Raw genomic sequence first — 22,599 nt, 5'->3', positions numbered from 1 at the left:
CATCATGGCAATCGTTAAATGCAAACCGACTTCCCCTGGCCGCCGTTTCGTGGTCAAGGTGGTCAACCAGGAGCTGCACAAAGGCGCTCCTCACGCACCGCTGATCGAGAAGAAATCGAAGTCTGGTGGTCGTAACAACAATGGCCGCATCACCACTCGTCACGTTGGTGGTGGTCATAAGCAGCATTACCGTCTGGTCGACTTCCGTCGCAACGACAAAGATGGCATCCCAGCCACTGTCGAGCGTATCGAATACGACCCGAACCGTACTGCTCACATCGCCCTGCTGTGCTACGCAGACGGTGAGCGTCGCTACATCATCGCCCCTAAAGGCGTGAGCGCTGGCGACCAGCTGATCGCAGGTGCCCTGGCCCCAATCAAGGCCGGTAACTCCCTGCAGCTGCGCAACATCCCAGTAGGTAGCACCATTCACGGCATCGAACTGAAGCCGGGTAAAGGTGCTCAGATCGCTCGTTCCGCTGGTGCTTCGGCTCAGCTGATCGCTCGTGAAGGCGTCTACGTGACTCTGCGTCTGCGTTCCGGTGAGATGCGTAAAGTACTGGCTGAGTGCCGTGCGACCCTGGGCGAAGTCTCGAACTCCGAGCACAGCCTGCGTTCGCTGGGTAAAGCTGGTGCCAAACGCTGGCGCGGCGTTCGCCCAACCGTTCGTGGTGTTGCCATGAACCCGGTTGACCACCCACATGGTGGTGGTGAAGGTCGTACCTCCGGTGGTCGTCATCCGGTATCGCCATGGGGCTTCCCAACCAAGGGTGCGAAGACCCGTGGTAATAAGCGTACCGACAACATGATCGTCCGTCGTCGCAAGTAACTAGAGGGATACGACAGTGCCACGTTCTCTGAAAAAAGGTCCTTTTATCGATCTTCACCTGCTGAAGAAGGTCGAAGTGGCGGTGGAGAAGAACGATCGCAAGCCAGTTAAAACCTGGTCGCGCCGTTCGATGATCCTGCCACAAATGGTCGGTCTGACCATCGCGGTACACAACGGTCGTCAACATGTCCCAGTTCTGGTGAACGAAGACATGGTCGGCCACAAACTGGGCGAGTTCGCCGGTACCCGCACCTATCGCGGGCACGTGGCTGACAAGAAAGCCAAGCGTTAAGGGGTAAGGAAATGGAAGTAGCCGCTAAGTTGTCGGGCGCTCGCATCTCCGCCCAGAAAGCCCGCTTGGTCGCCGACCAGATCCGCGGGAAGAAGGTGGGCGAAGCGCTCAACCTGTTGGCCTTCAGCAGCAAAAAAGCCGCTGAAATCATGAAGAAAGTCCTCGAGTCGGCCGTTGCCAACGCCGAACACAACGAAGGCGCAGACGTTGATGACCTGAAGGTCTCCACCGTCTTCGTCAACGAAGGGCGTTCGCTGAAGCGCATCATGCCACGTGCCAAAGGCCGTGCTGATCGCATCGTCAAGCGGTCTTGCCATATCACTGTCAAGGTTGCGGACAAGTAACGGAGTCGATCAGATGGGTCAGAAAGTACATCCCACTGGCATTCGCCTGGGAATCGTCAAGGAGCACACCTCCGTCTGGTACGCAGACGGTGCTACTTACGCAGATTACCTGTTGAAGGATCTGAAAACGCGTGAGTACCTCCAGGACAAACTAAAAAGCGCGTCCGTAAGCCGTATCGATATTCATCGTCCGGCTCAAACTGCACGCATCACCATCCACACCGCTCGTCCCGGTATCGTTATCGGTAAGAAAGGTGAAGATGTCGAGAAGCTGCGTCAGGACCTGACCAAGCAGATGGGTGTGCCTGTGCACATCAACATCGAAGAGATCCGCAAGCCGGAACTCGACGCTATGCTGGTTGCGCAGAGCGTAGCTCAGCAGCTGGAACGCCGCGTAATGTTCCGTCGCGCCATGAAGCGCGCCGTACAGAACGCCATGCGTATTGGTGCCAAGGGCATCAAGATCCAGGTGAGCGGTCGTCTCGGCGGTGCTGAGATTGCTCGTACCGAGTGGTATCGCGAAGGTCGTGTGCCTCTGCACACCCTGCGTGCCGATATCGACTACAACACCTACGAAGCTCACACCACTTACGGTGTGATCGGTGTGAAGGTTTGGATCTTCAAAGGCGAAGTTATTGGTGGTCGCCAAGAAGAACTGAAACCACAAGCACCAGCGCCTCGTAAAAAAGCTGCTAAGTAAGGGGTACGCCAAATGTTGCAACCAAAGCGTACAAAATTCCGCAAGCAGATGACTGGCCACAACCGTGGTCTGGCACTGCGCGGTAGCAAAGTCAGCTTCGGCGAATTCGCCCTGAAAGCTGTTGCTCGCGGTCGCCTCACCGCTCGCCAGATCGAGTCCGCACGTCGTGCGCTGACCCGTCACGTAAAACGTGGCGGTAAGATCTGGATCCGTGTGTTCCCGGACAAGCCGATCTCCAAGAAGCCTCTCGAGGTTCGTATGGGTAAAGGTAAGGGTTCCGTGGAATACTGGGTTGCCCAGATTCAGCCAGGCAAAGTCCTGTATGAAATCGAGGGTGTTTCTGAAGAGCTGGCGCGCGAAGCTTTCGCCCTGGCTGCTGCAAAGCTGCCTCTCGCCACCTCCTTTGTTAAGCGGACGGTGATGTGATGAAAGCGAATGAACTTCGTGAAAAATCGGCACAGCAACTGAATGAGCAACTGCTCGGCTTGCTGCGCGACCAGTTCAATCTGCGTATGCAGAAAGCAACTGGCCAGTTGGGGCAGTCGCACCTGCTCTCGCAAGTTAAGCGTGACATCGCTCGCGTGAAAACTGTGCTCAACCAGCAGGCAGGTAAGTGATCATGGCTGAAGCTGAAAAAACCGTCCGTACGCTGACTGGCCGTGTCGTCAGCGACAAAATGGACAAGACCATCACCGTTCTGATCGAGCGTCGTGTAAAGCACCCGATCTACGGTAAATACGTTAAGCGTTCGACTAAGCTGCACGCGCACGACGAAGCCAACCAGTGCAAGATCGGCGACAAGGTTTCCATCCGTGAAACCCGTCCGCTGGCCAAGACCAAGTCCTGGGCACTGGTTGAAGTCCTCGAACGCGCTGTTGAAGTCTAAGGGCTAGGGGTCGGAGAAATTTTATGATTCAGACTCAATCCATGCTCGATGTGGCCGATAACAGCGGCGCTCGTCGCGTCATGTGCATCAAGGTGCTCGGCGGTTCGCACCGCCGTTACGCCGGCATCGGTGACATCATCAAGGTAACCGTCAAGGAAGCAATTCCGCGCGGTAAGGTCAAGAAAGGCCAAGTGATGACCGCTGTTGTAGTGCGCACCCGTCACGGTGTTCGTCGCGCTGACGGTTCCATCATTCGTTTCGACGGCAACGCTGCTGTTCTGCTGAACAACAAGCAAGAGCCGATCGGCACTCGCATCTTCGGGCCAGTGACCCGTGAACTTCGTACTGAGAAGTTCATGAAGATCGTCTCGCTCGCCCCTGAAGTGCTGTAAGGAGATCCGACATGCAAAAGATTCGTCGTGACGACGAGATCATCGTGATCGCCGGCAAAGACAAAGGTAAGCGCGGTAAGGTGCTGAAGGTTCTGGCTGATGACCGTCTGGTCGTTGGTGGTGTGAACCTGGTCAAGCGTCATACCAAGCCTAACCCGATGGCGGGCGTACAGGGCGGTATCGTCGAAAAAGAAGCGCCTCTGCACGCTTCCAACGTTGCCATCTTCAACGGCGAAACCAACAAGGCTGACCGCGTTGGTTTCAAAGTAGAAGACGGTAAAAAAATTCGTGTCTTCAAGTCGACCCAAAAAGCGGTTGATGCTTGAACACTGCTAGGTAGAAGACCATGGCACGACTGAAAGAGATTTACCGGAACGAAATCGCTCCTAAGCTTAAGGAAGAACTTAAGCTGTCGAACGTGATGGAAGTTCCGCGCGTTACCAAGATCACCCTGAACATGGGTCTGGGCGAAGCGATCGGCGACAAGAAAGTCATCGAGCACGCTGTTGCCGACCTGGAAAAGATCACCGGTCAAAAGCCGGTCGTGACTTTCGCTCGTAAATCCATCGCGGGCTTCAAAGTCCGTGAAGGCTGGCCGATCGGTGTCAAGGTGACCCTGCGTCGCGACAAAATGTACGAATTCCTGGACCGCCTGCTGGCGATCTCCCTGCCTCGGGTTCGCGACTTCCGCGGCCTGAATGCCAAGTCCTTCGATGGCCGTGGCAACTACAGCATGGGCGTGAAAGAGCAGATCATCTTCCCGGAAATCGACTACGACAAGATCGATGCTCTGCGCGGTTTGGACATCACCCTGACCACCACTGCTCGTTCGGACGACGAAGGCCGCGCTCTGCTGCGTGCTTTCAAGTTCCCGTTCCGCAACTGATTGGAGTAGGAAAATGGCCAAGAAGAGCATGAAAAACCGCGAGCTGAAGCGTCAGCTCACGGTAGCCAAGTACGCCAAAAAGCGTGCCGAGCTGAAAGCGACCATCGTCAACCTGAACGCCTCTCCTGAAGAGCGTTTCGCTGCCGTTGTCGCCCTGCAGAAGCAGCCACGTGATGCCTCCGCTTCGCGTCTGCGCAACCGTTGCCGCCTGACCGGTCGTCCTCACGGTGTATACCGTAAGTTCGGCCTGGGCCGTAACATGCTGCGTCAAGCTGCAATGCGCGGTGACGTACCAGGTCTGGTCAAGGCCTCCTGGTAATCGCTGCAGGCTGGATCCCGGCGGAAGGGGAGCAATCTTCCGACCGCCGGTGACCTCGCCAACAAACAAGCCCCTATATGGGGCTTGTTTCGTTTCTACCTTGTGTCTAGAATGACCGGCTCACCTGAGCCTGGGTTTTTTGCCCTGTCCGCTCGGGTGGTTGTGATAGCCGCAAGGCTAATAATTCTTGTATCAGGAGCATCTAGCCCATGAGTATGCAGGACCCGTTAGCGGACATGCTAACTCGCATCCGTAATGCCCAGATGGCTGAAAAGTCCGTCGTAAGCATGCCTTCCTCCACCCTGAAGGTCGCGGTTGCCAAAGTTCTGAAAGACGAAGGTTACATCGCCGGCTACCAGGTAACTGGTGAGGCCAAGCCTTCCCTGTCGATCGAACTGAAGTACTTCGAAGGCCGTCCGGTCATCGAGGAACTGAAGCGCTCCAGCCGTCCAGGCCTGCGCCAGTACAAGTCCGTCGCAGAACTGCCGAAAGTACGTGGCGGTCTGGGCGTGTCTATCGTCTCCACCAACAAAGGTGTGATGACTGATCGCGCTGCACGCGCTGCCGGTGTCGGCGGCGAAGTTCTGTGCACAGTGTTCTAAGGGGAGATAGGCATGTCTCGCGTCGCTAAGAACCCCGTTAAGCTGCCAGCAGGCGTCGAAGTCAAATTCGCCGGCCAGCAGCTTTCGGTGAAGGGTGCCAAAGGCACTCTCGAACTGAACGTTCACTCGTCTGTTGAAGTTACCGAAGAGTCTGGCGAGCTGCGTTTCGTCGCTCGCAACGGTGACCAGCAAGCTCGCGCCATGGCCGGTACCACCCGCGCTCTGGTGAACAACATGGTCCAGGGCGTAAGCCAAGGCTTCGAGCGCAAGCTCCAGCTGGTCGGTGTTGGTTACAAGGCACAGGCCAAGGGCACCGTCCTGAACCTGGCCCTGGGCTTCTCGCACCCAGTGGACTACGAACTGCCAGCAGGTATCACCGCTGAAACCCCAAGCCAGACCGACATCCTGATCAAGGGTATCGACAAGCAGCTGGTGGGTCAGGTGGCCGCTGAAATCCGCGACTTCCGTCCGCCAGAGCCTTACAAAGGCAAGGGTGTGCGTTACGCGGACGAAGTAGTCCGTCGTAAAGAAGCCAAGAAGAAGTAGGGCCTAGCAAATGACCGACAAAAAAGTTACTCGACTGCGTCGCGCTCGCAAAGCACGTCTCAAGATGCACGAACTCGAAGTCGTGCGCCTGTGCGTGTTCCGCTCCTCGCAGCACATCTACGCCCAGGTCATTTCGGCCGACGGCAGCAAGGTTCTGGCAAGCGCCTCGACCTTGGACAAAGAACTGCGTGATGGCGCCACTGGCAACATCGACGCGGCCACTAAGGTTGGCAAGCTGGTAGCTGAGCGTGCGAAAGCCGCCGGTGTATCTCAAGTTGCCTTTGACCGTTCCGGCTTCAAGTACCATGGCCGCGTCAAAGCGCTGGCTGATGCTGCTCGTGAAGGCGGGCTGGAGTTCTAAGTTATGGCAAATAACGATCAAAAGCGCGACGAAGGCTACATCGAGAAGCTGGTTCAAGTTAACCGCGTTGCCAAAACCGTAAAAGGCGGCCGTATCTTCACCTTCACCGCGCTGACCGTGGTAGGTGATGGTAAAGGTCGTGTTGGCTTCGGCCGTGGCAAGTCGCGCGAAGTACCTGCCGCGATCCAGAAAGCCATGGAAGCTGCTCGCCGCAACATGATCCAGGTTGACCTGAAGGGCACCACCCTGCAGTACGCCACCAAGGCTGCCCACGGCGCCTCGAAGGTTTACATGCAGCCTGCCTCCGAAGGTACCGGTATCATCGCCGGTGGCGCAATGCGTGCTGTCCTGGAAGTTGCTGGTGTTCAGAACGTTCTGGCCAAGTGCTACGGTTCGACCAACCCAGTGAACGTGGTTTACGCCACCTTCAAGGGTCTGAAAGCCATGCAATCTCCTGAATCCATTGCTGCCAAGCGCGGCAAGAGCGTCGAGGAGATCTTCTGATCATGGCAACCGTAAAAGTAACGCTGATCAAGAGCGTCTCGGGCCGTCTGCCTAACCACAAGCTGTGCGTTAAGGGCCTGGGTCTGCGTCGCATCGGTCACACTGTAGAAGTCCAGGATACTCCCGAAAACCGCGGGATGATCAACAAGGCTTACTACATGCTGAAGGTCGAGGGTTAATCGATGAAACTCAATGATCTGAGTCCAGCGCCGGGTTCCCGTCGCGAGAAGCATCGTCCAGGTCGTGGTATCGGTAGCGGTCTGGGTAAGACCGGCGGCCGTGGCCACAAAGGTCAGACTTCCCGTTCGGGTGGTTCGATCGCTCCTGGCTTCGAAGGCGGTCAACAGCCGCTGCACCGTCGTCTGCCGAAGTTCGGCTTCGTTTCCCTGAAAGCCATGGACCGCGCCGAAGTGCGTCTGTCCGAGCTGGCCAAGGTGGAAGGCGACGTGATCTCCGTGCAATCCCTGAAGGATGCCAATGTGATCGGCCAGAACGTACAGCGCGTGAAAATCATGCTGTCTGGCGAAGTCACTCGCGCAGTCACCATCAAGGGTATCGCAGCCACCAAGGGTGCGCGTGCGGCTATCGAAGCAGCTGGCGGCAAGTTCGAGGAATAAATGGCTAAGCAAGGTGCTCTCTCTTCGCTCGGTAAGGGCGGGATGTCGGAACTCTGGGCTCGTCTGCGCTTTCTGTTCATGGCGATCATCGTCTATCGGATAGGTGCGCATATCCCGGTTCCTGGCATCAATCCAGACCGTCTGGCGGATCTGTTTCGGCAGAATGAGGGGACCATTCTTAGCTTGTTCAACATGTTTTCCGGTGGCGCGCTCGAGCGCATGAGCATCTTTGCACTGGGGATCATGCCGTACATCTCGGCATCGATCATCATGCAGCTGATGACGGCGGTCAGCCCGCAACTGGAGCAGTTGAAGAAGGAAGGTGAAGCTGGCCGTCGCAAGATCAGCCAGTACACCCGCTACGGCACCGTTATCCTGGCACTGGTTCAAGCCATTGGCATGTCCATTGGCCTGGCCAACCAGGGCGTGGCGTTTTCTGTAGGCCTGGGCTTCCATGTCGTCGCCGTCTCCACCTTCGTGGCGGGCGCGATGTTCATGATGTGGCTGGGCGAGCAGATCACCGAGCGCGGTGTGGGCAACGGTATCTCGATGTTGATCTTCGCGGGTATCGTTGCCGGTCTTCCGAGAGCAATCGGGCAGTCTTTCGAGTCTGCACGCACAGGCGATATCAACATTTTCGCCCTGGTCGCTATCGGTTTGCTGGCAGTAGCGATTATCGGCTTCGTGGTGTTCATTGAGCGTGGTCAGCGTCGTATCGCCGTTCACTACGCCAAGCGTCAGCAGGGCCGCAAGGTCTTCGCTGCGCAGACCAGCCACTTGCCGCTGAAGGTGAACATGGCGGGGGTTATCCCGGCCATTTTCGCGAGCAGCATTCTGCTGTTCCCGGCTTCGCTGGGTGCCTGGTTCGGTCAGTCCGAAGGTATGGGCTGGCTGCAGGACATCTCGCAGTCGATCGCTCCTGGTCAGCCGTTGAACATTCTGCTGTTTAGTGCAGGGATCATTTTCTTCTGCTTCTTCTACACAGCGCTGATGTTCAACCCGAAAGACGTAGCGGAAAACCTGAAGAAGTCCGGTGCCTTTATTCCGGGTATCCGTCCTGGTGAGCAGTCGGCACGCTACATTGATGGCGTTCTGACCCGTCTGACCATGTTCGGTGCTCTTTACATGATGGCCGTCTGCCTTCTGCCCCAGTTCCTGGTGGTGGCAGCAAATGTGCCGTTCTACCTTGGCGGGACCTCGTTGCTGATTGTGGTAGTGGTTGTGATGGACTTCATGTCCCAAGTACAATCGCACCTCGTTTCGCACCAGTACGAATCCCTGATGAAGAAAGCCAACCTGAAAGGCTACGGTGGCAGCGGTCTGCTGCGCTGATACGCCCCTAAGGTTCGAGGAGTCGGTAATGAAAGTTCGTGCATCGGTGAAAAAGCTGTGCCGTAACTGCAAGATCATCCGTCGCGAAGGCGTCGTACGAGTGATCTGCAGCGCGGAACCGCGTCACAAACAGCGCCAAGGCTGAGTGTGATCTGCGCTTCAAACCCAGCAGCTAGTGTGCTGCTGGGTTGATTATTCGTTTCTACAGCGATATTATCTCGCGCCCTATTTCTTGGCTTCCGGGGCGTAGGTAGCTGTCAATTGGAGTCCCACTGAATGGCCCGTATTGCAGGCGTCAACATTCCAGATAACAAGCATGCTGTTATCTCGCTGACCTACATCTATGGTGTCGGTCGCACTACTGCGCAGAAGATCTGTGCAGACGCTGGTGTAAACCCAGCCGCTAAGATCAAGGATCTGAGCGACGAGCAAATCGAAACCCTGCGTGGCGAAGTCGCGAAGTTCACCACCGAAGGTGACCTGCGTCGTGACATCAACATGAAGATCAAGCGCTTGATGGACCTGGGTTGCTACCGCGGCCTGCGTCATCGTAAAGGTCTGCCGGTTCGCGGTCAGCGCACCAAGACCAACGCACGCACCCGTAAGGGCCCGCGTAAGCCGATCCGCAAGTAATCGCCCAGGAATATAGACATGGCAAAACCTGCTGCTCGTCCTCGTAAGAAAGTCAAAAAGACAGTGGTTGATGGCATCGCCCACATCCATGCCTCTTTCAACAACACCATCGTGACCATCACCGACCGTCAGGGCAACGCTTTGTCCTGGGCGACCTCCGGTGGTTCGGGTTTCCGTGGTTCGCGCAAATCCACCCCGTTCGCAGCCCAGATCGCTGCTGAGCGTGCTGGTCAAGCTGCGCTGGAATACGGTCTGAAGAACCTCGACGTAAACGTCAAGGGTCCAGGTCCAGGTCGTGAGTCCGCCGTTCGTGCACTGAACAGCTGCGGCTACAAGATCGCCAGCATCACCGACGTGACGCCAATCCCGCACAACGGGTGCCGTCCGCCGAAGAAGCGTCGCGTGTAATCAGGAGACAGATAAATGGCACGTTACATTGGTCCAAAATGCAAACTGTCTCGTCGTGAAGGCACTGACCTGTTCCTGAAGAGCGGCGTTCGCGCTCTGGAATCGAAGTGCAACATCGAAGCAGCCCCAGGTATCCACGGCCAGCGCCGTGGCCGTCAGTCCGACTACGGTACCCAGCTGCGCGAGAAGCAAAAAGTTCGTCGTATCTACGGTGTTCTGGAGCGTCAGTTCCGCGGTTACTACCAGGCTGCAGCCTCGAAAAAAGGCGCAACCGGTGAAAACCTGCTGCAACTGCTCGAGTGCCGTCTGGATAACGTCGTCTACCGTATGGGCTTCGGCTCGACTCGTTCCGAGTCCCGTCAGCTGGTTTCGCACAAAGCGATCAGCGTCAACGGTAAGACTGTAAACATTCCATCCTACCAAGTTCGTCCGGGTGACGTGGTCGCGGTTCGCGAGAAGTCGCTGAACCAGCTGCGCATTGTTCAAGCCCTTGAACTGTGCGCCCAGCGTGGCCGCGTTGAGTGGGTTGACGTGGATGCTGCTAAAAAGTCGGGCGTTTTCAAGAACGTTCCTGCTCGCAGCGACCTGTCTGCCGACATCAACGAGAACCTGATTGTCGAGCTCTACTCCAAGTAAGGGCTAGAAAATAGGTGCATCCATGCAGATTTCGGTAAATGAGTTCCTGACTCCCCGCCACATTGATGTGCAGGTAGTCAGTCCGACCCGCGCCAAGATTACGCTCGAGCCTCTCGAGCGTGGTTTCGGCCATACCCTGGGCAACGCGCTGCGCCGCATCCTGTTGTCCTCCATGCCTGGCTGTGCAGTAGTCGAGGCCGAGATCGACGGCGTACTCCACGAGTACTCCGCGATCGAAGGTGTTCAGGAAGACGTCATTGAAATCCTGTTGAACCTGAAAGGCCTGGCTATCAAACTGCACGGTCGTGACGAAGTTACGCTGACCTTGTCGAAAAAGGGTTCGGGGGTGGTTACCGCTGCCGATATTCAGCTGGATCACGATGTCGAGATCGTCAACCCCGATCACGTAATCGCGAACCTGGCGTCGAACGGCGCCCTGAACATGAAGCTCACTGTAGCTCGTGGTCGTGGTTACGAGCCGGCCGACTCCCGTCAAACCGACGAAGACGAAAGCCGTAGCATTGGCCGTCTGCAGTTGGACGCTTCGTTCAGCCCGGTGCGTCGTATCGCCTATGTGGTCGAGAACGCCCGTGTTGAACAGCGTACCAACCTGGACAAGCTGGTCATTGATCTGGAAACCAACGGCACCCTGGATCCTGAAGAGGCTATCCGCCGCGCTGCGACCATCCTGCAACAGCAGCTGGCCGCGTTCGTCGACCTCAAAGGTGACAGCGAGCCTGTCGTAGTCGAGCAGGAAGACGAGATCGATCCGATCCTGCTGCGTCCGGTTGACGACCTGGAACTGACTGTACGTTCGGCCAACTGCCTCAAGGCGGAGAACATCTACTACATCGGCGACCTGATTCAGCGTACCGAAGTAGAGCTGTTGAAGACTCCTAACCTGGGCAAGAAGTCCCTGACTGAAATCAAGGACGTCCTGGCCTCTCGTGGTCTGTCTCTCGGCATGCGCCTCGACAACTGGCCGCCTGCAAGTCTTAAGAAAGACGACAAGGCGACCGCCTGATCGTCGTAATCACCGAACGTAGTGTTTGGTAAGGAATGAATCATGCGTCATCGTAAAAGTGGACGTCACCTGAGCCGTACCAGCTCTCACCGCAAGGCTATGTTCCAGAACATGGCAGTGTCGCTGATCGAGCACGAGCTGATCAAAACCACCCTGCCGAAAGCCAAGGAACTGCGCCGCGTTGCCGAGCCGCTGATCACCCTGGCCAAGGAAGACAGCGTAGCTAACCGCCGTCTGGCCTTCGATCGTACCCGTTCGAAGTCCGCTGTTGGCAAGCTGTTCAACGACCTGGGCAAGCGTTACGCCACCCGTCAGGGCGGCTACCTGCGCATCCTGAAGTGCGGTTTCCGCGCTGGCGACAACGCTCCTATGGCGTACGTCGAGCTGGTTGATCGTCCGGTCGGCGGTGCTGTAGAAGCTGCTGAGTAAGACGTTCTGTCTGCTACAAAGAACCGGGCCTAGTGCCCGGTTTTTTGTTTCAATATCTATTGTTTATTTCTATTGATGCAAGTCATGTAATGCATTTGTTCTTGTAACCTTGCTCGTCAATACTCTCTCCAGAGCCGATTAGCCGGCGCTTGAAGACCGATAAGGAGAGCCCATGAGCAAGATTCTCACCACCGCCAGCGGTGCACCTGTAGCAGACAACCAGAATTCCCGTTCCGCCGGCCCGCGCGGCCCGCTGCTGCTCGACGACTTCCACCTGATCGAGAAGCTCGCCCACTTCAACCGCGAGAACATTCCTGAGCGCCGCGTACACGCAAAAGGCTCGGGCGCCTACGGCACCTTTACCGTCACCCGCGATATCACTGAATACACCAGTGCCAAGTTGTTTGAACAGGTTGGCAAGCAGACCGAAACTTTCCTGCGCTTCTCCACCGTTGGTGGCGAGCGTGGCTCCGCCGATACCGAGCGCGACCCCCGTGGTTTTGCCGTCAAGTTCTACACCGAGGAAGGCAACTGGGACATCGTCGGCAACAACACGCCGGTGTTCTTCATCCGCGACCCACTGAAGTTCCCCGACTTTATCCACACCCAGAAGCGTCACCCGCAATCCAACCTGAAGAACGCTCAGATGATGTGGGACTTCTGGTCGCACTCTCCCGAGGCGCTGCATCAGGTCACCATTCTGTTCTCCGATCGCGGCATTCCGGACGGCTACCGCCACATGCACGGTTTCGGTAGCCATACCTACAGCCTGATCAATGCCAAGGGTGAACGCACCTGGGTCAAATGGCATTTCAAGACCCAGCAAGGTATCAAGAACCTCGCACCGGCAGATGCCGCGCGCCTGGCAGGTACTGACCCGGACTACGCCCAGCGCGACCTGTTCGAAGCCATCGAGCGGGGCGATTACCCACGCTGGTCCGTATGCATCCAGGTGATGAGCGAAGCCGAGGCTGCCAGCCGCGACGAAAACCCCTTCGACGTGACCAAGACCTGGTCGCAGAAGGACTACCCGCTGATTGAAGTGGGCGTGCTGGAGCTCAACCGCAACCCGCTCAACTACTTTGCCGAGGTCGAGCAGGCTGCGTTTGGCCCGAGCAACATGGTGCCGGGTGTCGGCCTGTCGCCGGACCGCATGCTGCAAGGGCGGGTATTCGCCTACGCCGACGCGCACCGCTACCGGGTGGGTACCAACCACCAGCAGCTGCCGGTGAATGCACCACGCTGCCCGGTCAACAGCTACCAGCGTGATGGTTCCATGGCCGCTGGCAGTTACGGCAGCGCGCCGAACTATGAGCCCAACAGCTACAGCGATGCACCGAAGCAGTCGCCACGCCACGCCGAGCCTGCGCTGGCCCTGAATGGTTCCGCAGACCGTTACGACCACCGCGAAGACACCGACTACTACAGCCACGCCGGCGCGCTGTTCCGCCTGATGAACGATGAGCAGAAAGCCCTGCTGATAAACAACATTGCCGGCACCATGGCAGGCGTCAGCGAAGACGTGATCCAGCGTCAGTTGCAATACTTCTTCAAGGCCGATCCGGCCTATGGCGAAGGGGTTGCCAAGGCCTTGGGCATCAATCTCGCCTAAGTCGAAGTGATAAGAAGAACCGCCCTCATTTGGGCGGTTTTTCAATGAATATCACTACTGTTTAACCGATTTTTTGCTTCTAATTGCGCGGTTTTCAGTGACCGCAGGCAAAAGCTGGTTCACACTATGTGGCATAGACGTTTTCACATGGAGAAGCAGGGCGATGCAAGGTCACCCGGACGTAATCAACTACCTCGTTACGCTGCTGAAGGGCGAACTGGCGGCGCGTGACCAGTACTTCATTCACTCGCGTATGTACGAAGACTGGGGCCTGTCCAAGCTCTACGAGCGCATCAACCACGAAATGGAAGAAGAGACGCAGCACGCAGATGCCCTGATGCGTCGCATCCTCATGCTCGAAGGCACCCCTGACATGCGCGCGGACGACCTGGAAGTGGGTAGCACCGTGCCGGAAATGATCGAGGCTGACCTCAAGCTCGAGTACAAGGTACGCGGCGCGCTGTGCAAAGGCATCGAGCTGTGCGAGCTGCACAAGGACTACATCAGCCGCGACATCCTGCGCGCTCAGTTGGCTGATACCGAAGAAGATCACACCTACTGGCTGGAGAAGCAGCAGGGGCTGATCAAGGCCATTGGCCTCGAGAATTACCTGCAGTCGCAGATGTAAAAGCCTGGGGCTGCTTTGCAGCCCTATCGCGACACAAGGCCGCTCCCACAGGGAAATGCATTACTCCTGTGGGAGCGGCCTTGTGTCGCGAAAGGGGCGCAAAGCGCCCCCAGGGCCTTACGCTCGATCCCGCTCCAGCAACGGTTTCAGGTAGTGCCCGGTATACGACTGTTTCATCGTACTCAGTTCTTCTGGCGTACCGCAGGCAATGATCTGCCCACCTTTCGAGCCACCCTCCGGCCCCAGATCCACCAGCCAGTCCGCGGTCTTGATCACATCCAGGTTGTGCTCGATCACCACCACGGTATTGCCGTGGTCACGCAGGCGATGCAGCACTTCCAGCAACTGCTGGATATCGGCAAAGTGCAGGCCCGTGGTCGGCTCATCGAGGATGTACAGGGTCTTGCCGGTGTCACGCTTGGACAGTTCGCGCGATAGCTTGACTCGCTGGGCCTCACCACCCGACAGGGTGGTCGCCGACTGCCCCAGCTTGATGTACGACAGCCCCACATCCATCAACGTCTGCAGCTTGCGCGCCAGCGCCGGCACTGCGTCGAAGAACTCGCGGGCATCCTCGATGGTCATCTCCAGCACCTCGTGGATGTTCTTGCCCTTGTACTTGATCTCCAGGGTTTCGCGGTTGTAGCGCTTGCTCTTGCACACGTCGCACGGCACGTAGATGTCCGGCAGGAAGTGCATCTCCACCTTGATCAGGCCATCGCCCTGGCAGGCCTCGCAACGGCCCCCCTTGACGTTGAACGAGAAGCGCCCCGGACCATAGCCGCGCGAACGCGATTCCGGCACACCGGAGAACAGCTCGCGGATCGGCGTGAAGATGCCGGTGTAGGTCGCCGGGTTCGAGCGAGGGGTGCGGCCGATCGGGCTCTGGTCGATATCCACCACCTTGTCCAGGTGCTGCAGGCCATCCATGCTGGCATGCGGCGCCGCTTCCAGGCTGCTTGCGCCATTCAGGGCGGTGGCGGCCAGTGGGAACAGGGTGTTGTTGATCAGCGTCGACTTGCCCGAGCCGGACACCCCGGTCACGCAGGTCAGCAGGCCGATCGGGACTTCCAGGTCGACGTTTTGCAGGTTGTTGCCACGCGCGCCCTTGAGCTTGAGTTGCAGCTTCTTGTTGCGCGGCGTGCGCTTGGCCGGCACGACAATCTTCTTGCGCCCGGACAGGTACTTGCCGGTCAGCGAGTCGGGGTGGGCCATGACCTCCTGCGGCGAGCCCTCGGCGACGATCTGCCCACCGTGCACGCCGGCCCCCGGGCCGATGTCCACCACGTAGTCGGCCAGGCGGATGGCGTCCTCGTCGTGTTCCACCACGATCACCGTGTTGCCCAGGTCGCGCAGGTGGTTGAGGGTGGCCAGCAGGCGGTCATTGTCACGCTGATGAAGGCCGATGGACGGCTCATCGAGGATGTACATCACCCCCACCAGGCCAGCGCCGATCTGGCTGGCCAGGCGGATACGCTGCGCTTCGCCACCGGACAGGGTATCGGCGCTGCGGTCCAGGGTGAGATAGTCGAGACCGACGTTGACCAGGAACTGCAAGCGCTCGCAGATTTCCTTGAGGATCTTCGCCGCAATCTCGCCGCGGCGACCGGTCAGGGTCAGCTCGCCGAAATAGTTGCTGGCTTCACCGATCGGCAGATTGGTCACCGCCGGCAGGGTTTTTTCGCCCACCCACACGTGCCGTGCCTCACGGCGCAGGCGGGTGCCGCGGCAATCCGGGCAGGGCTGGGTGCCGAGGAACTTGGCCAGTTCTTCGCGCACGGTGGCCGACTCGGTCTCGCGGTAGCGGCGCTCCAGGTTCGGCACGATGCCTTCGAACGGGTGCGAGCGCTTGACGATGTCGCCACGGTCGTTGAGGTACTTGAAGTCGACGCTCTGCTTGCCGCTGCCCTGCAGGATCACCTTCTGGTGCTCGGCCGAAAGCTGGCCGAATGGTTCCTCCAGGCTGAAGCCGTAATGCGCGGCCAGCGAGCCGAGCATCTGGAAGTAGTACACGTTGCGCCGGTCCCAGCCGCGGATCGCGCCTTCGGCCAAGGTGAGCTCGGCATTGACCAGGCGCTTGGTGTCGAAGAACTGCTTCACCCCCAGGCCATCGCAGGTCGGGCAGGCGCCGGCGGGGTTGTTGAAGGAGAACAGCTTCGGCTCCAGCTCGCTGATGGCATGACCACAGACCGGGCAGGCGAAACGCGCGGAGAAGATCGTCTCTTCGCCTTGTTCGTCATCCATCGGTGCCACCAGGGCGATGCCGTCGGCCAGCTTTAGCGCGGTCTCGAACGACTCGGCCAGGCGTTGTTGCAGGTCGGCGCGGACCTTGAAACGGTCCACGACCACATCGATGCTGTGTTTTTTCTGCTTGTCCAGCTTGGGCAGTTCGTCGAGTTCGTAGAGCTTGCCGTTGACCCGGGCGCGCACAAAGCCCTGGGCACGCAGCTCGTCGAACACTGCCAGGTGCTCGCCCTTGCGCTCGCGCACCACCGGAGCCAGCAGCATCAGCTTGCTGCCTTCCGGGCGCTCCAGCACCAGGTCGACCATCTGGCTGATCGTTTGCGCCTCCAGCGGGATATCGTGATCCGGGCAGCGTGGGGTGCCGACGCGGGCGTACAGCAGGCGCAGATAGTCGTAGATTTCGGTGATGGTGCCGACCGTGGAGCGGGGGTTGTGCGAGGTCGACTTCTGCTCGATGGAAATGGCTGGCGACAGGCCTTCGATGGTATCGACGTCGGGCTTTTCCATCATCGACAGGAACTGCCGGGCGTAGGCCGACAGCGATTCCACATAGCGGCGCTGGCCTTCGGCGTACAGGGTGTCGAACGCCAGGGACGACTTGCCGGAACCGGACAGGCCGGTGATCACGATCAGCTTGTCCCGGGGCAGGGTCAGGTCGATGTTCTTCAGGTTGTGGGTACGTGCCCCACGAATCAGGATCTTGTCCACTGCGGCCTCGCTCGGCGGGCATAAACAAGGAAGTATACGGCGCGCTGCCAGTACGCGGCAAAGCGTCGCGTAGATGCCGTCAAGCTGTCGGACTGATAGAATCGCCGCCGGTTCACACGAGATTAATCCATGCACGACACCCACAACGAACGCATGAGTGGCAGCGAAACCCGCGCCGCTGGCGGCCTGGCCCTGGTCTTTGCCTTTCGTATGCTGGGCATGTTCATGGTCTTGCCGGTGCTGGCCATCTACGGGATGGACCTGGCCGGTGCCACGCCTGCGCTGATCGGCCTGGCCATTGGTGCCTATGGCCTGACGCAGGCCGTATTGCAGATCCCGTTCGGGATGATTTCCGATCGTATCGGCCGCCGGCCGGTGATTTACCTGGGGTTGGTCATCTTTGCCCTGGGTAGTGTATTGGCGGCCCAGGCCGACTCCATCTGGGGAGTGATCGCCGGGCGTATCCTGCAGGGCGCCGGGGCGATTTCCGCTGCGGTCATGGCGCTGCTGTCCGACCTCACGCGCGAGCAGCACCGGACCAAGGCCATGGCCATGATCGGCATGAGCATCGGCCTGTCGTTTGCTGTCGCCATGGTCGTTGGCCCATTGCTGACTCGTGTCTTTGGCTTGTCAGGATTGTTCCTCGCCACGGCAGGACTTGCCCTGGTCGGCATCCTGCTGATCGCCTTTGTGGTGCCCAATACCCACAGCATCCTGCAGCACCGTGAGTCGGGTGTGGCGCGCCAAGCCATCGGCCCGACCCTGCGCCATCCGGACCTTCTGCGCCTGGATGTGGGCATTTTCATCCTCCACGCCATCCTCATGGCCAGCTTCGTCGCATTGCCACTGGCCTTTGTCGAGCGCGGCGGTCTACCGAAGGAGCAGCACTGGTGGGTGTACCTGACCGCGTTGTTCATCTCATTTTTTGCAATGGTCCCGTTCATCATCTATGGCGAAAAAAAGCGCAAGATGAAACGCGTGCTGGCCGGGGCGGTCAGTGTGTTGCTGCTGGTGGAAGTGTTCTTCTGGCAGTGGGCTGACGGTTTGCGCGGACTGGTGATCGGCACCGTGGTATTCTTTACTGCATTCAACCTGCTGGAGGCATCGCTGCCTTCGCTGGTGAGCAAGGTGTCGCCTGCAGGTGGCAAGGGGACGGCAATGGGGGTCTACTCCACCAGCCAGTTCCTCGGCGCTGCCCTGGGAGGAATCCTCGGTGGCTGGTTGTTCCAGCACGGCGGGCTGAACATGGTGTTCCTCGGTTGTGCGGTGCTGTGTGCCATCTGGTTGGTCGTCGCCTTGCGCATGAACGAGCCGCCCTATGTGACCAGCCTGCGCATGCCGCTGACGCCAGAGGCAGTCCGGGAAGCCGGCCTGACCGAGCGCCTGATGGCTGTGCCAGGTGTGACCGACGCCGTCGTGGTGGCGGAAGAAGCCGCCATCTATATCAAACTGGATACGAAAATTTTGGACCGTACGACCCTCGAGCGCCTGGTGAACCCGGCCTCTTCGGCGTGCGAAGCCTAGGAGAACGTTATGGCCCGTGGGGTTAACAAAGTCATTCTGGTCGGCACCTGTGGCCAGGATCCCGAAGTCCGCTACCTGCCCAACGGTAACGCCGTGACCAACCTGAGCCTGGCTACCAGCGAGCAGTGGACCGACAAGCAGTCGGGCCAGAAGGTCGAGCGTACCGAGTGGCACCGTGTGTCGCTGTTCGGCAAGGTTGCCGAAATCGCCGGCGAATACCTGCGCAAGGGTTCGCAGTGCTACATCGAAGGCAAGCTGCAGACCCGCGAGTGGGAAAAAGACGGCATCAAGCGCTACACCACCGAGATCATCGTCGACATCAACGGCACCATGCAGCTGCTCGGCGGTCGTCCGCAGAATCAGCAGCAGGGCGGTGACCCGTACAACCAGGGTGGCGGCAACTACGGTGGCGGCCAGCAGCAGTACAACCAGGCCCCACGCCAGCAGGCCCCGCGCCCGCAACAGGCGCCTCAGCGCCCGGCACCGCAGCAGCCCGCCCCGCAGCCGGCGGCGGATTTTGACAGCTTCGATGACGATATTCCGTTCTGATCAGAGCGGGTTAGCGTCTAGCAGGGCCAGAAACCCAGGGCAGAGTTGCCCTGGGTTTTTTCATTTGTGGGGAATGCCAGAAGAGAAGGTGAGGGCTGCCAGGTGCTCATCTCCCGGCGAGCACATCACCGGTTGCTAATTTTCAGCATTTGGTGATGAAGCTTTTTCATGGGCAATAGCACGTACCCTGTGGGAGCGGGCAAGCCCGCGAAGCAGGCGATGCGATGGATGGCACCGGCTACGCCGGTGTTCGCGGGCATGCCCGCTCCCACAGGTTGCGTGGGTTTCTGCTACGGCGCAATCCTGTGAGGGCGGGTGCAGCCAGCGCTTCAATAAAACAACCGTGGCTCCGGCGAGTCCAGCAAGCTGACCAGCTTGGTCAGGGCAAAGCCCAGTTCCTGGCGGCTGGGGGCCATCAGGGCGATGCGCACGCCGCAGTTGGCGTGGCTGCGTTCTGGCAGGAACTGGCTGCCACTGACTACCGTGACGCCGTTGTTACGCGCCAGGTTGGCGAATTCGTCGCTGGTCCACGGCTCCGGCAACTCCAGCCAGATGTGGAAGCTGTTGGGCTGGCTGCGGATCTTGTACTTGCCAAGGATCTCCCGGGCCATTTGCTGGCGCGCGGCCGCCTCGTCCTGTTGTGCCTGCACCAGCTGGTCGGCCATGCCGCTGTTGATCAGGTTGCTGGCCAGTTGTGCCATCAACGGCGATGGCATCCAGACGCTGCTGCGTACCATCGACGATAGCCGCGAGAGGGTTTGCGGTGGGGCGTACAGGTAACCGATACGCAGCGCCGGCAGCACACTTTTGGACAGGCTGGTGAGATACACCGAACGTTCTGGCGCATACGCCGCTAGTGGCTGGTAATCCGGTGCGGGTTCAAGGAAGCCGTAGATATCGTCATCGACGATGAACAGGTCGAACTCGCGGGCGATCTCTGCGATGGCCTGGCGCCGTGCGTGGGGCATGATCGAGTTGGTGGGGTTCTGGTGGGTGGTGACACACACCAACAGGGAAGGGCGATGCTCCAGGCAGGCCGCACGCAATGCCTCGGGAATAAGGCCATGCTCGTCCATGGCCACGCCACGCAGGCGGCGGCCCATGCTGTGGGCCAGGGAGATGATGCCTGGGTAGCAGAACGATTCGCACAGCACCACATCGTCGCTCTTCGACAGGCTACTGATGGCTACCAATAGTCCATGCTGTGCGCCAGAGGTCAGTACAACCTGTTGCCAGCGCGCGCCAGGCAGCCAGCGCCGAATCCAGTCTGCACCTGCTTGTTTGTGGGAGGTGTGACCACCTTCTGTCACATAGTCGAGGACCTGTCCCAGGTCCGCAGAGGTGGCCAGCTCGCTGATCGCCGCACCCAGCCACTCACTCATGTGGGCATCGTTGGGTTTGATGATCGACAGGTCGATCTGGCTGCTTTCGCCAGTAACGGGGGCGGGCGCCGACGGGGCGGATAACCGCTGTCGCAACTGTCTGACAAATGTGCCACGGCCTACCTCTCCAACCACCAGGCCGCGCTTGGCCGCTTCGTCGTAGGCTCTTCCAACGGTGCCGGGGGTTACATTCAGTGCCTCGGCAAGGTCTTTGAGGGTGGGCAAGCGATCGCCTGCTGCAAGCCGACCACTTTCGATGTCCTGTTCAAGGGCATTAGCGATCATCAGGTAAACCGGCTGGGTTTGATCGCCGTATTGAGGGACCCACATGGAAATGGCACCAGATTCTGCAAGTGCGCGCAGCCTAGCATGAAAGCCAAGATACGGGTAATGATGGTAATCATCGCTATTGAATCGATTTAATTTATGATTGAATCGATTCAATTGTTGTAATTACAATCACCGCGCTGATTGGGGCAAGCGCACTCGCGTTGTGCTTGGCATGACACTCCACTGGATGGACTTTGCTATGGAAATTCTGGGCGCATTCTGGGCGGAACACTGGTTGCTGGCGATCCTCATGCTCGGGGCGATTGCCTTCGTTGCCGGCTTCGTCGACAGCATTGCCGGTGGCGGTGGGCTGTTCCTGGTTCCGGGCTTTCTGCTGGTTGGCATGCCACCCCAGGTTGCCCTCGGCCAGGAAAAACTGGTCAGTACCCTCGGCACGCTGGCGGCCATCCGCAACTTCCTGGCCAACAGCAAGATGGTCTGGAAGGTGGCGCTGGTCGGCGTGCCATTCTCGCTGCTCGGTGCCTACCTGGGGGCGCACCTGATCGTGTCGATCTCCCAGGAAACCGTAGGCAAGATCATCCTGGGGCTGATCCCCTTCGGCATCCTCATCTTCCTCACCCCCAAGGACCGCCCGGTCGAAGAGCGCGAACTGTCATCGCGCATGCTGTTCACCGTGGTCCCGCTGACCTGCCTGGCCATCGGTTTCTATGACGGCTTCTTCGGCCCCGGTACCGGCAGCATGTTCATCATTGCTTTCCATTACCTGCTGCGCATGGACCTGGTCTCCAGCTCGGCCAACTCCAAAACCTTCAACTTCGCGTCCAACATCGGCGCCCTGGTGGCCTTCGTCATTGCCGGCAAGGTCGTCTACCTGCTGGCGTTGCCGCTGGTGGCCTGCAACATCCTCGGTAACCACCTGGGCAGCGCACTGGCCCTGCGCAAGGGCAACGAAGTGGTGCGCAAGGCGCTGGTGTTCTCGATGCTCTGCCTGTTCACCAGCCTGGGCGTGAAGTACCTGGCCTGACCCTTCCATAGGAGACAACTGATGAAAACCGCATTCGTAACCGGCGCCTCCTCGGGCTTTGGCCGCGCCATCTGCCGTACCTTGATCGGCAAAGGCTACCGCGTGATCGGTGGTGCCCGGCGCATGGACAAGCTGCAAGCGCTGGAGGCCGAGCTGGGCGTCAATTTCATTCCGCTGGCGCTGGACGTCACCGACCCGGTGTCGCTCGAGACGGCGGTCGAGCAGATTCGTGATGCTTCGCTGCAGATCGACCTGCTGGTCAACAATGCCGGGCTGGCGCTGGGCGTGGACCGTGCCCAGGCCAGCAGTGCGGAAAACTGGCAGCGGATGATCGACACCAACGTCACCGGCCTGGCCATGGTCACCCACAAGATTCTGCCGCAGATGGTGGAAGCCGACAGTGGCATGATCATCAACATTGGCTCGATCGCCGGCACCTACCCTTACCCGGGCGGTAACGTGTATGGCGCCAGCAAGGCCTTTGTCCGCCAGTTCAGCCTCAACCTGCGCGCCGACCTGGCGGGCACCCGCGTGCGAGTGAGCAACATCGAGCCAGGGCTGTGCTCGGGGACCGATTTCTCGGTGGTGCGCCTGAACGGTGACCTGGATGCCGTGCAGGCGCTGTATCGGGATGTGGAGGCCATCCTGCCCGAGGACATTGCGGCCACGGTGGCCTGGATTGCCGAGCAGCCGGCGCATGTGAACATCAATACCATCGAGATCATGCCGGTGGCCCAGAGCAGTGCGGCGCTGAACGTGGTGCGCAACCTGCCGGCTTGCTGATCGGCTGGTGGTGGATGGCACCGGCGTTGCCGGGTTTGCGGGCACGCCCGCACCCACAGGAATAGCGCCCTGCTTCGGGCATGTGCAGTACCTGTGGGTTTACCCGCGAATCTG

Annotated in this window: 32 protein-coding genes; 30 read left to right on the top strand and 2 right to left on the bottom strand. The window is 59.1% G+C overall.

Annotated elements, in window-relative coordinates; all coding sequences use genetic code 11:
* Positions 1-4: 4 nt before the first annotated feature.
* The 26 genes from rplB to bfr all read left to right on the top strand — a co-directional run bounded on the left by rplB (position 5) and on the right by bfr (position 13,980).
* Positions 5-829: a 50S ribosomal protein L2 gene (rplB, locus tag ACGLHT_RS14120; RefSeq protein WP_015268750.1), complete on the top strand. Its 825-nt coding sequence runs from the start codon at positions 5-7 to the stop codon at positions 827-829.
* 16 nt (positions 830-845) lie between these two features.
* Positions 846-1,121, top strand: a complete 276-nt coding sequence (rpsS, locus tag ACGLHT_RS14115) for a 30S ribosomal protein S19 (RefSeq protein WP_003255482.1) — start codon at positions 846-848, stop codon at positions 1,119-1,121.
* 11 nt (positions 1,122-1,132) lie between these two features.
* A complete protein-coding gene (rplV, locus tag ACGLHT_RS14110) occupies positions 1,133-1,465 on the top strand; it encodes a 50S ribosomal protein L22 (protein WP_003103908.1) in 333 nt (110 codons plus the stop codon).
* Positions 1,466-1,478: 13 nt separating this feature from the next.
* Positions 1,479-2,165 carry a 30S ribosomal protein S3 gene (rpsC, locus tag ACGLHT_RS14105; protein WP_003255481.1) on the top strand — a complete coding sequence of 229 codons (687 nt, stop codon included), beginning with the start codon at positions 1,479-1,481 and terminating at the stop codon, positions 2,163-2,165.
* 12 nt (positions 2,166-2,177) lie between these two features.
* Entirely contained in the window at positions 2,178-2,591 is a 414-nt protein-coding gene (gene rplP, locus ACGLHT_RS14100) for a 50S ribosomal protein L16 (protein WP_003255479.1), read from the top strand.
* On the top strand, positions 2,591-2,782 hold the full coding sequence (gene rpmC / locus ACGLHT_RS14095) for a 50S ribosomal protein L29 (RefSeq protein ID WP_002555481.1): 192 nt from the start codon (positions 2,591-2,593) through the stop codon (positions 2,780-2,782). Before rplP ends, rpmC begins: the two co-directional genes overlap by 1 nt.
* A 2-nt stretch (positions 2,783-2,784) precedes the next feature.
* Positions 2,785-3,051 carry a 30S ribosomal protein S17 gene (gene rpsQ, locus ACGLHT_RS14090; protein WP_003255478.1) on the top strand — a complete coding sequence of 89 codons (267 nt, stop codon included), beginning with the start codon at positions 2,785-2,787 and terminating at the stop codon, positions 3,049-3,051.
* Positions 3,052-3,074: 23 nt separating this feature from the next.
* Positions 3,075-3,443, top strand: a complete 369-nt coding sequence (rplN, locus tag ACGLHT_RS14085) for a 50S ribosomal protein L14 (RefSeq protein ID WP_002555479.1) — start codon at positions 3,075-3,077, stop codon at positions 3,441-3,443.
* A gap of 11 nt (positions 3,444-3,454) precedes the next feature.
* Positions 3,455-3,769, top strand: a complete 315-nt coding sequence (gene rplX, locus ACGLHT_RS14080; RefSeq protein ID WP_016715319.1) for a 50S ribosomal protein L24 — start codon at positions 3,455-3,457, stop codon at positions 3,767-3,769.
* 20 nt (positions 3,770-3,789) lie between these two features.
* Positions 3,790-4,329 carry a 50S ribosomal protein L5 gene (gene rplE, locus ACGLHT_RS14075; protein WP_003257095.1) on the top strand — a complete coding sequence of 180 codons (540 nt, stop codon included), beginning with the start codon at positions 3,790-3,792 and terminating at the stop codon, positions 4,327-4,329.
* Between the two features lie 13 nt (positions 4,330-4,342).
* Positions 4,343-4,648: a 30S ribosomal protein S14 gene (rpsN, locus tag ACGLHT_RS14070; protein ID WP_013970638.1), complete on the top strand. Its 306-nt coding sequence runs from the start codon at positions 4,343-4,345 to the stop codon at positions 4,646-4,648.
* A gap of 209 nt (positions 4,649-4,857) precedes the next feature.
* Positions 4,858-5,250: a 30S ribosomal protein S8 gene (rpsH, locus tag ACGLHT_RS14065; protein ID WP_009681971.1), complete on the top strand. Its 393-nt coding sequence runs from the start codon at positions 4,858-4,860 to the stop codon at positions 5,248-5,250.
* Positions 5,251-5,262: 12 nt separating this feature from the next.
* Entirely contained in the window at positions 5,263-5,796 is a 534-nt protein-coding gene (gene rplF, locus ACGLHT_RS14060; protein ID WP_009681972.1) for a 50S ribosomal protein L6, read from the top strand.
* Between the two features lie 10 nt (positions 5,797-5,806).
* On the top strand, positions 5,807-6,157 hold the full coding sequence (rplR, locus tag ACGLHT_RS14055) for a 50S ribosomal protein L18 (RefSeq protein WP_009397496.1): 351 nt from the start codon (positions 5,807-5,809) through the stop codon (positions 6,155-6,157).
* A 3-nt stretch (positions 6,158-6,160) separates the two neighbouring features.
* Positions 6,161-6,661 (top strand): 30S ribosomal protein S5, encoded by a 501-nt coding sequence (gene rpsE / locus ACGLHT_RS14050; RefSeq protein WP_003255465.1) that lies wholly within the window; start codon positions 6,161-6,163, stop codon positions 6,659-6,661.
* A 2-nt stretch (positions 6,662-6,663) separates the two neighbouring features.
* Complete coding sequence (gene rpmD, locus ACGLHT_RS14045) at positions 6,664-6,840, top strand: 50S ribosomal protein L30 (protein ID WP_003255463.1); 177 nt, start codon at positions 6,664-6,666, stop codon at positions 6,838-6,840.
* A 3-nt stretch (positions 6,841-6,843) separates the two neighbouring features.
* Positions 6,844-7,278: a 50S ribosomal protein L15 gene (gene rplO / locus ACGLHT_RS14040; protein ID WP_003257107.1), complete on the top strand. Its 435-nt coding sequence runs from the start codon at positions 6,844-6,846 to the stop codon at positions 7,276-7,278.
* The gene (secY, locus tag ACGLHT_RS14035; RefSeq protein WP_003257108.1) at positions 7,279-8,610 is read left to right on the top strand and encodes a preprotein translocase subunit SecY; all 1,332 of its coding nucleotides are present in this window, start codon (positions 7,279-7,281) and stop codon (positions 8,608-8,610) included.
* Between the two features lie 28 nt (positions 8,611-8,638).
* Positions 8,639-8,755, top strand: a complete 117-nt coding sequence (gene rpmJ, locus ACGLHT_RS14030) for a 50S ribosomal protein L36 (RefSeq protein ID WP_002555468.1) — start codon at positions 8,639-8,641, stop codon at positions 8,753-8,755.
* Positions 8,756-8,886: 131 nt separating this feature from the next.
* Positions 8,887-9,243, top strand: coding sequence for a 30S ribosomal protein S13 (rpsM, locus tag ACGLHT_RS14025; protein WP_003257112.1), 357 nt, complete (start codon positions 8,887-8,889; stop codon positions 9,241-9,243).
* Positions 9,244-9,261: 18 nt separating this feature from the next.
* Positions 9,262-9,651: a 30S ribosomal protein S11 gene (rpsK, locus tag ACGLHT_RS14020; protein ID WP_003255454.1), complete on the top strand. Its 390-nt coding sequence runs from the start codon at positions 9,262-9,264 to the stop codon at positions 9,649-9,651.
* Between the two features lie 15 nt (positions 9,652-9,666).
* Complete coding sequence (gene rpsD, locus ACGLHT_RS14015) at positions 9,667-10,287, top strand: 30S ribosomal protein S4 (RefSeq protein WP_003257114.1); 621 nt, start codon at positions 9,667-9,669, stop codon at positions 10,285-10,287.
* Positions 10,288-10,309: 22 nt separating this feature from the next.
* Positions 10,310-11,311, top strand: a complete 1,002-nt coding sequence (locus ACGLHT_RS14010; protein ID WP_003255452.1) for a DNA-directed RNA polymerase subunit alpha — start codon at positions 10,310-10,312, stop codon at positions 11,309-11,311.
* 42 nt (positions 11,312-11,353) lie between these two features.
* Positions 11,354-11,740: a 50S ribosomal protein L17 gene (gene rplQ / locus ACGLHT_RS14005; RefSeq protein ID WP_003255451.1), complete on the top strand. Its 387-nt coding sequence runs from the start codon at positions 11,354-11,356 to the stop codon at positions 11,738-11,740.
* Between the two features lie 172 nt (positions 11,741-11,912).
* Positions 11,913-13,352, top strand: coding sequence for a catalase (locus tag ACGLHT_RS14000; RefSeq protein ID WP_274120404.1), 1,440 nt, complete (start codon positions 11,913-11,915; stop codon positions 13,350-13,352).
* Positions 13,353-13,515: 163 nt separating this feature from the next.
* Positions 13,516-13,980 carry a bacterioferritin gene (gene bfr / locus ACGLHT_RS13995; protein ID WP_003257116.1) on the top strand — a complete coding sequence of 155 codons (465 nt, stop codon included), beginning with the start codon at positions 13,516-13,518 and terminating at the stop codon, positions 13,978-13,980.
* A 117-nt stretch (positions 13,981-14,097) separates the two neighbouring features.
* Here the strand turns inward: bfr and uvrA are convergent, their stop codons facing one another.
* Entirely contained in the window at positions 14,098-16,932 is a 2,835-nt protein-coding gene (gene uvrA / locus ACGLHT_RS13990; RefSeq protein ID WP_170978808.1) for an excinuclease ABC subunit UvrA, read from the bottom strand.
* 129 nt (positions 16,933-17,061) lie between these two features.
* Between uvrA and ACGLHT_RS13985 the strand changes: the two genes are divergently transcribed.
* A complete protein-coding gene (locus tag ACGLHT_RS13985) occupies positions 17,062-18,456 on the top strand; it encodes an MFS transporter (RefSeq protein WP_137162864.1) in 1,395 nt (464 codons plus the stop codon).
* 9 nt (positions 18,457-18,465) lie between these two features.
* Positions 18,466-19,005: a single-stranded DNA-binding protein gene (locus ACGLHT_RS13980; RefSeq protein ID WP_051101244.1), complete on the top strand. Its 540-nt coding sequence runs from the start codon at positions 18,466-18,468 to the stop codon at positions 19,003-19,005.
* Positions 19,006-19,334: 329 nt separating this feature from the next.
* Here the strand turns inward: ACGLHT_RS13980 and ACGLHT_RS13975 are convergent, their stop codons facing one another.
* Entirely contained in the window at positions 19,335-20,717 is a 1,383-nt protein-coding gene (locus tag ACGLHT_RS13975) for a PLP-dependent aminotransferase family protein (RefSeq protein ID WP_137162865.1), read from the bottom strand.
* 199 nt (positions 20,718-20,916) lie between these two features.
* Between ACGLHT_RS13975 and ACGLHT_RS13970 the strand changes: the two genes are divergently transcribed.
* On the top strand, positions 20,917-21,702 hold the full coding sequence (locus ACGLHT_RS13970; RefSeq protein WP_274078676.1) for a TSUP family transporter: 786 nt from the start codon (positions 20,917-20,919) through the stop codon (positions 21,700-21,702).
* Between the two features lie 21 nt (positions 21,703-21,723).
* Positions 21,724-22,485 (top strand): SDR family NAD(P)-dependent oxidoreductase, encoded by a 762-nt coding sequence (locus tag ACGLHT_RS13965; protein ID WP_274120403.1) that lies wholly within the window; start codon positions 21,724-21,726, stop codon positions 22,483-22,485.
* The last annotated feature ends 114 nt before the right edge of the window (positions 22,486-22,599 follow it).

Origin of the sequence: Pseudomonas sp. PsB (assembly GCF_043658375.1) — a bacterium.
In the GTDB taxonomy this organism is placed as follows: Bacteria; Pseudomonadota; Gammaproteobacteria; order Pseudomonadales; family Pseudomonadaceae; genus Aquipseudomonas; species Aquipseudomonas putida_Z.
Note: the sequence above shows the minus strand (reverse complement) of the source record. Positions and strands in the feature narration are given on the sequence as shown.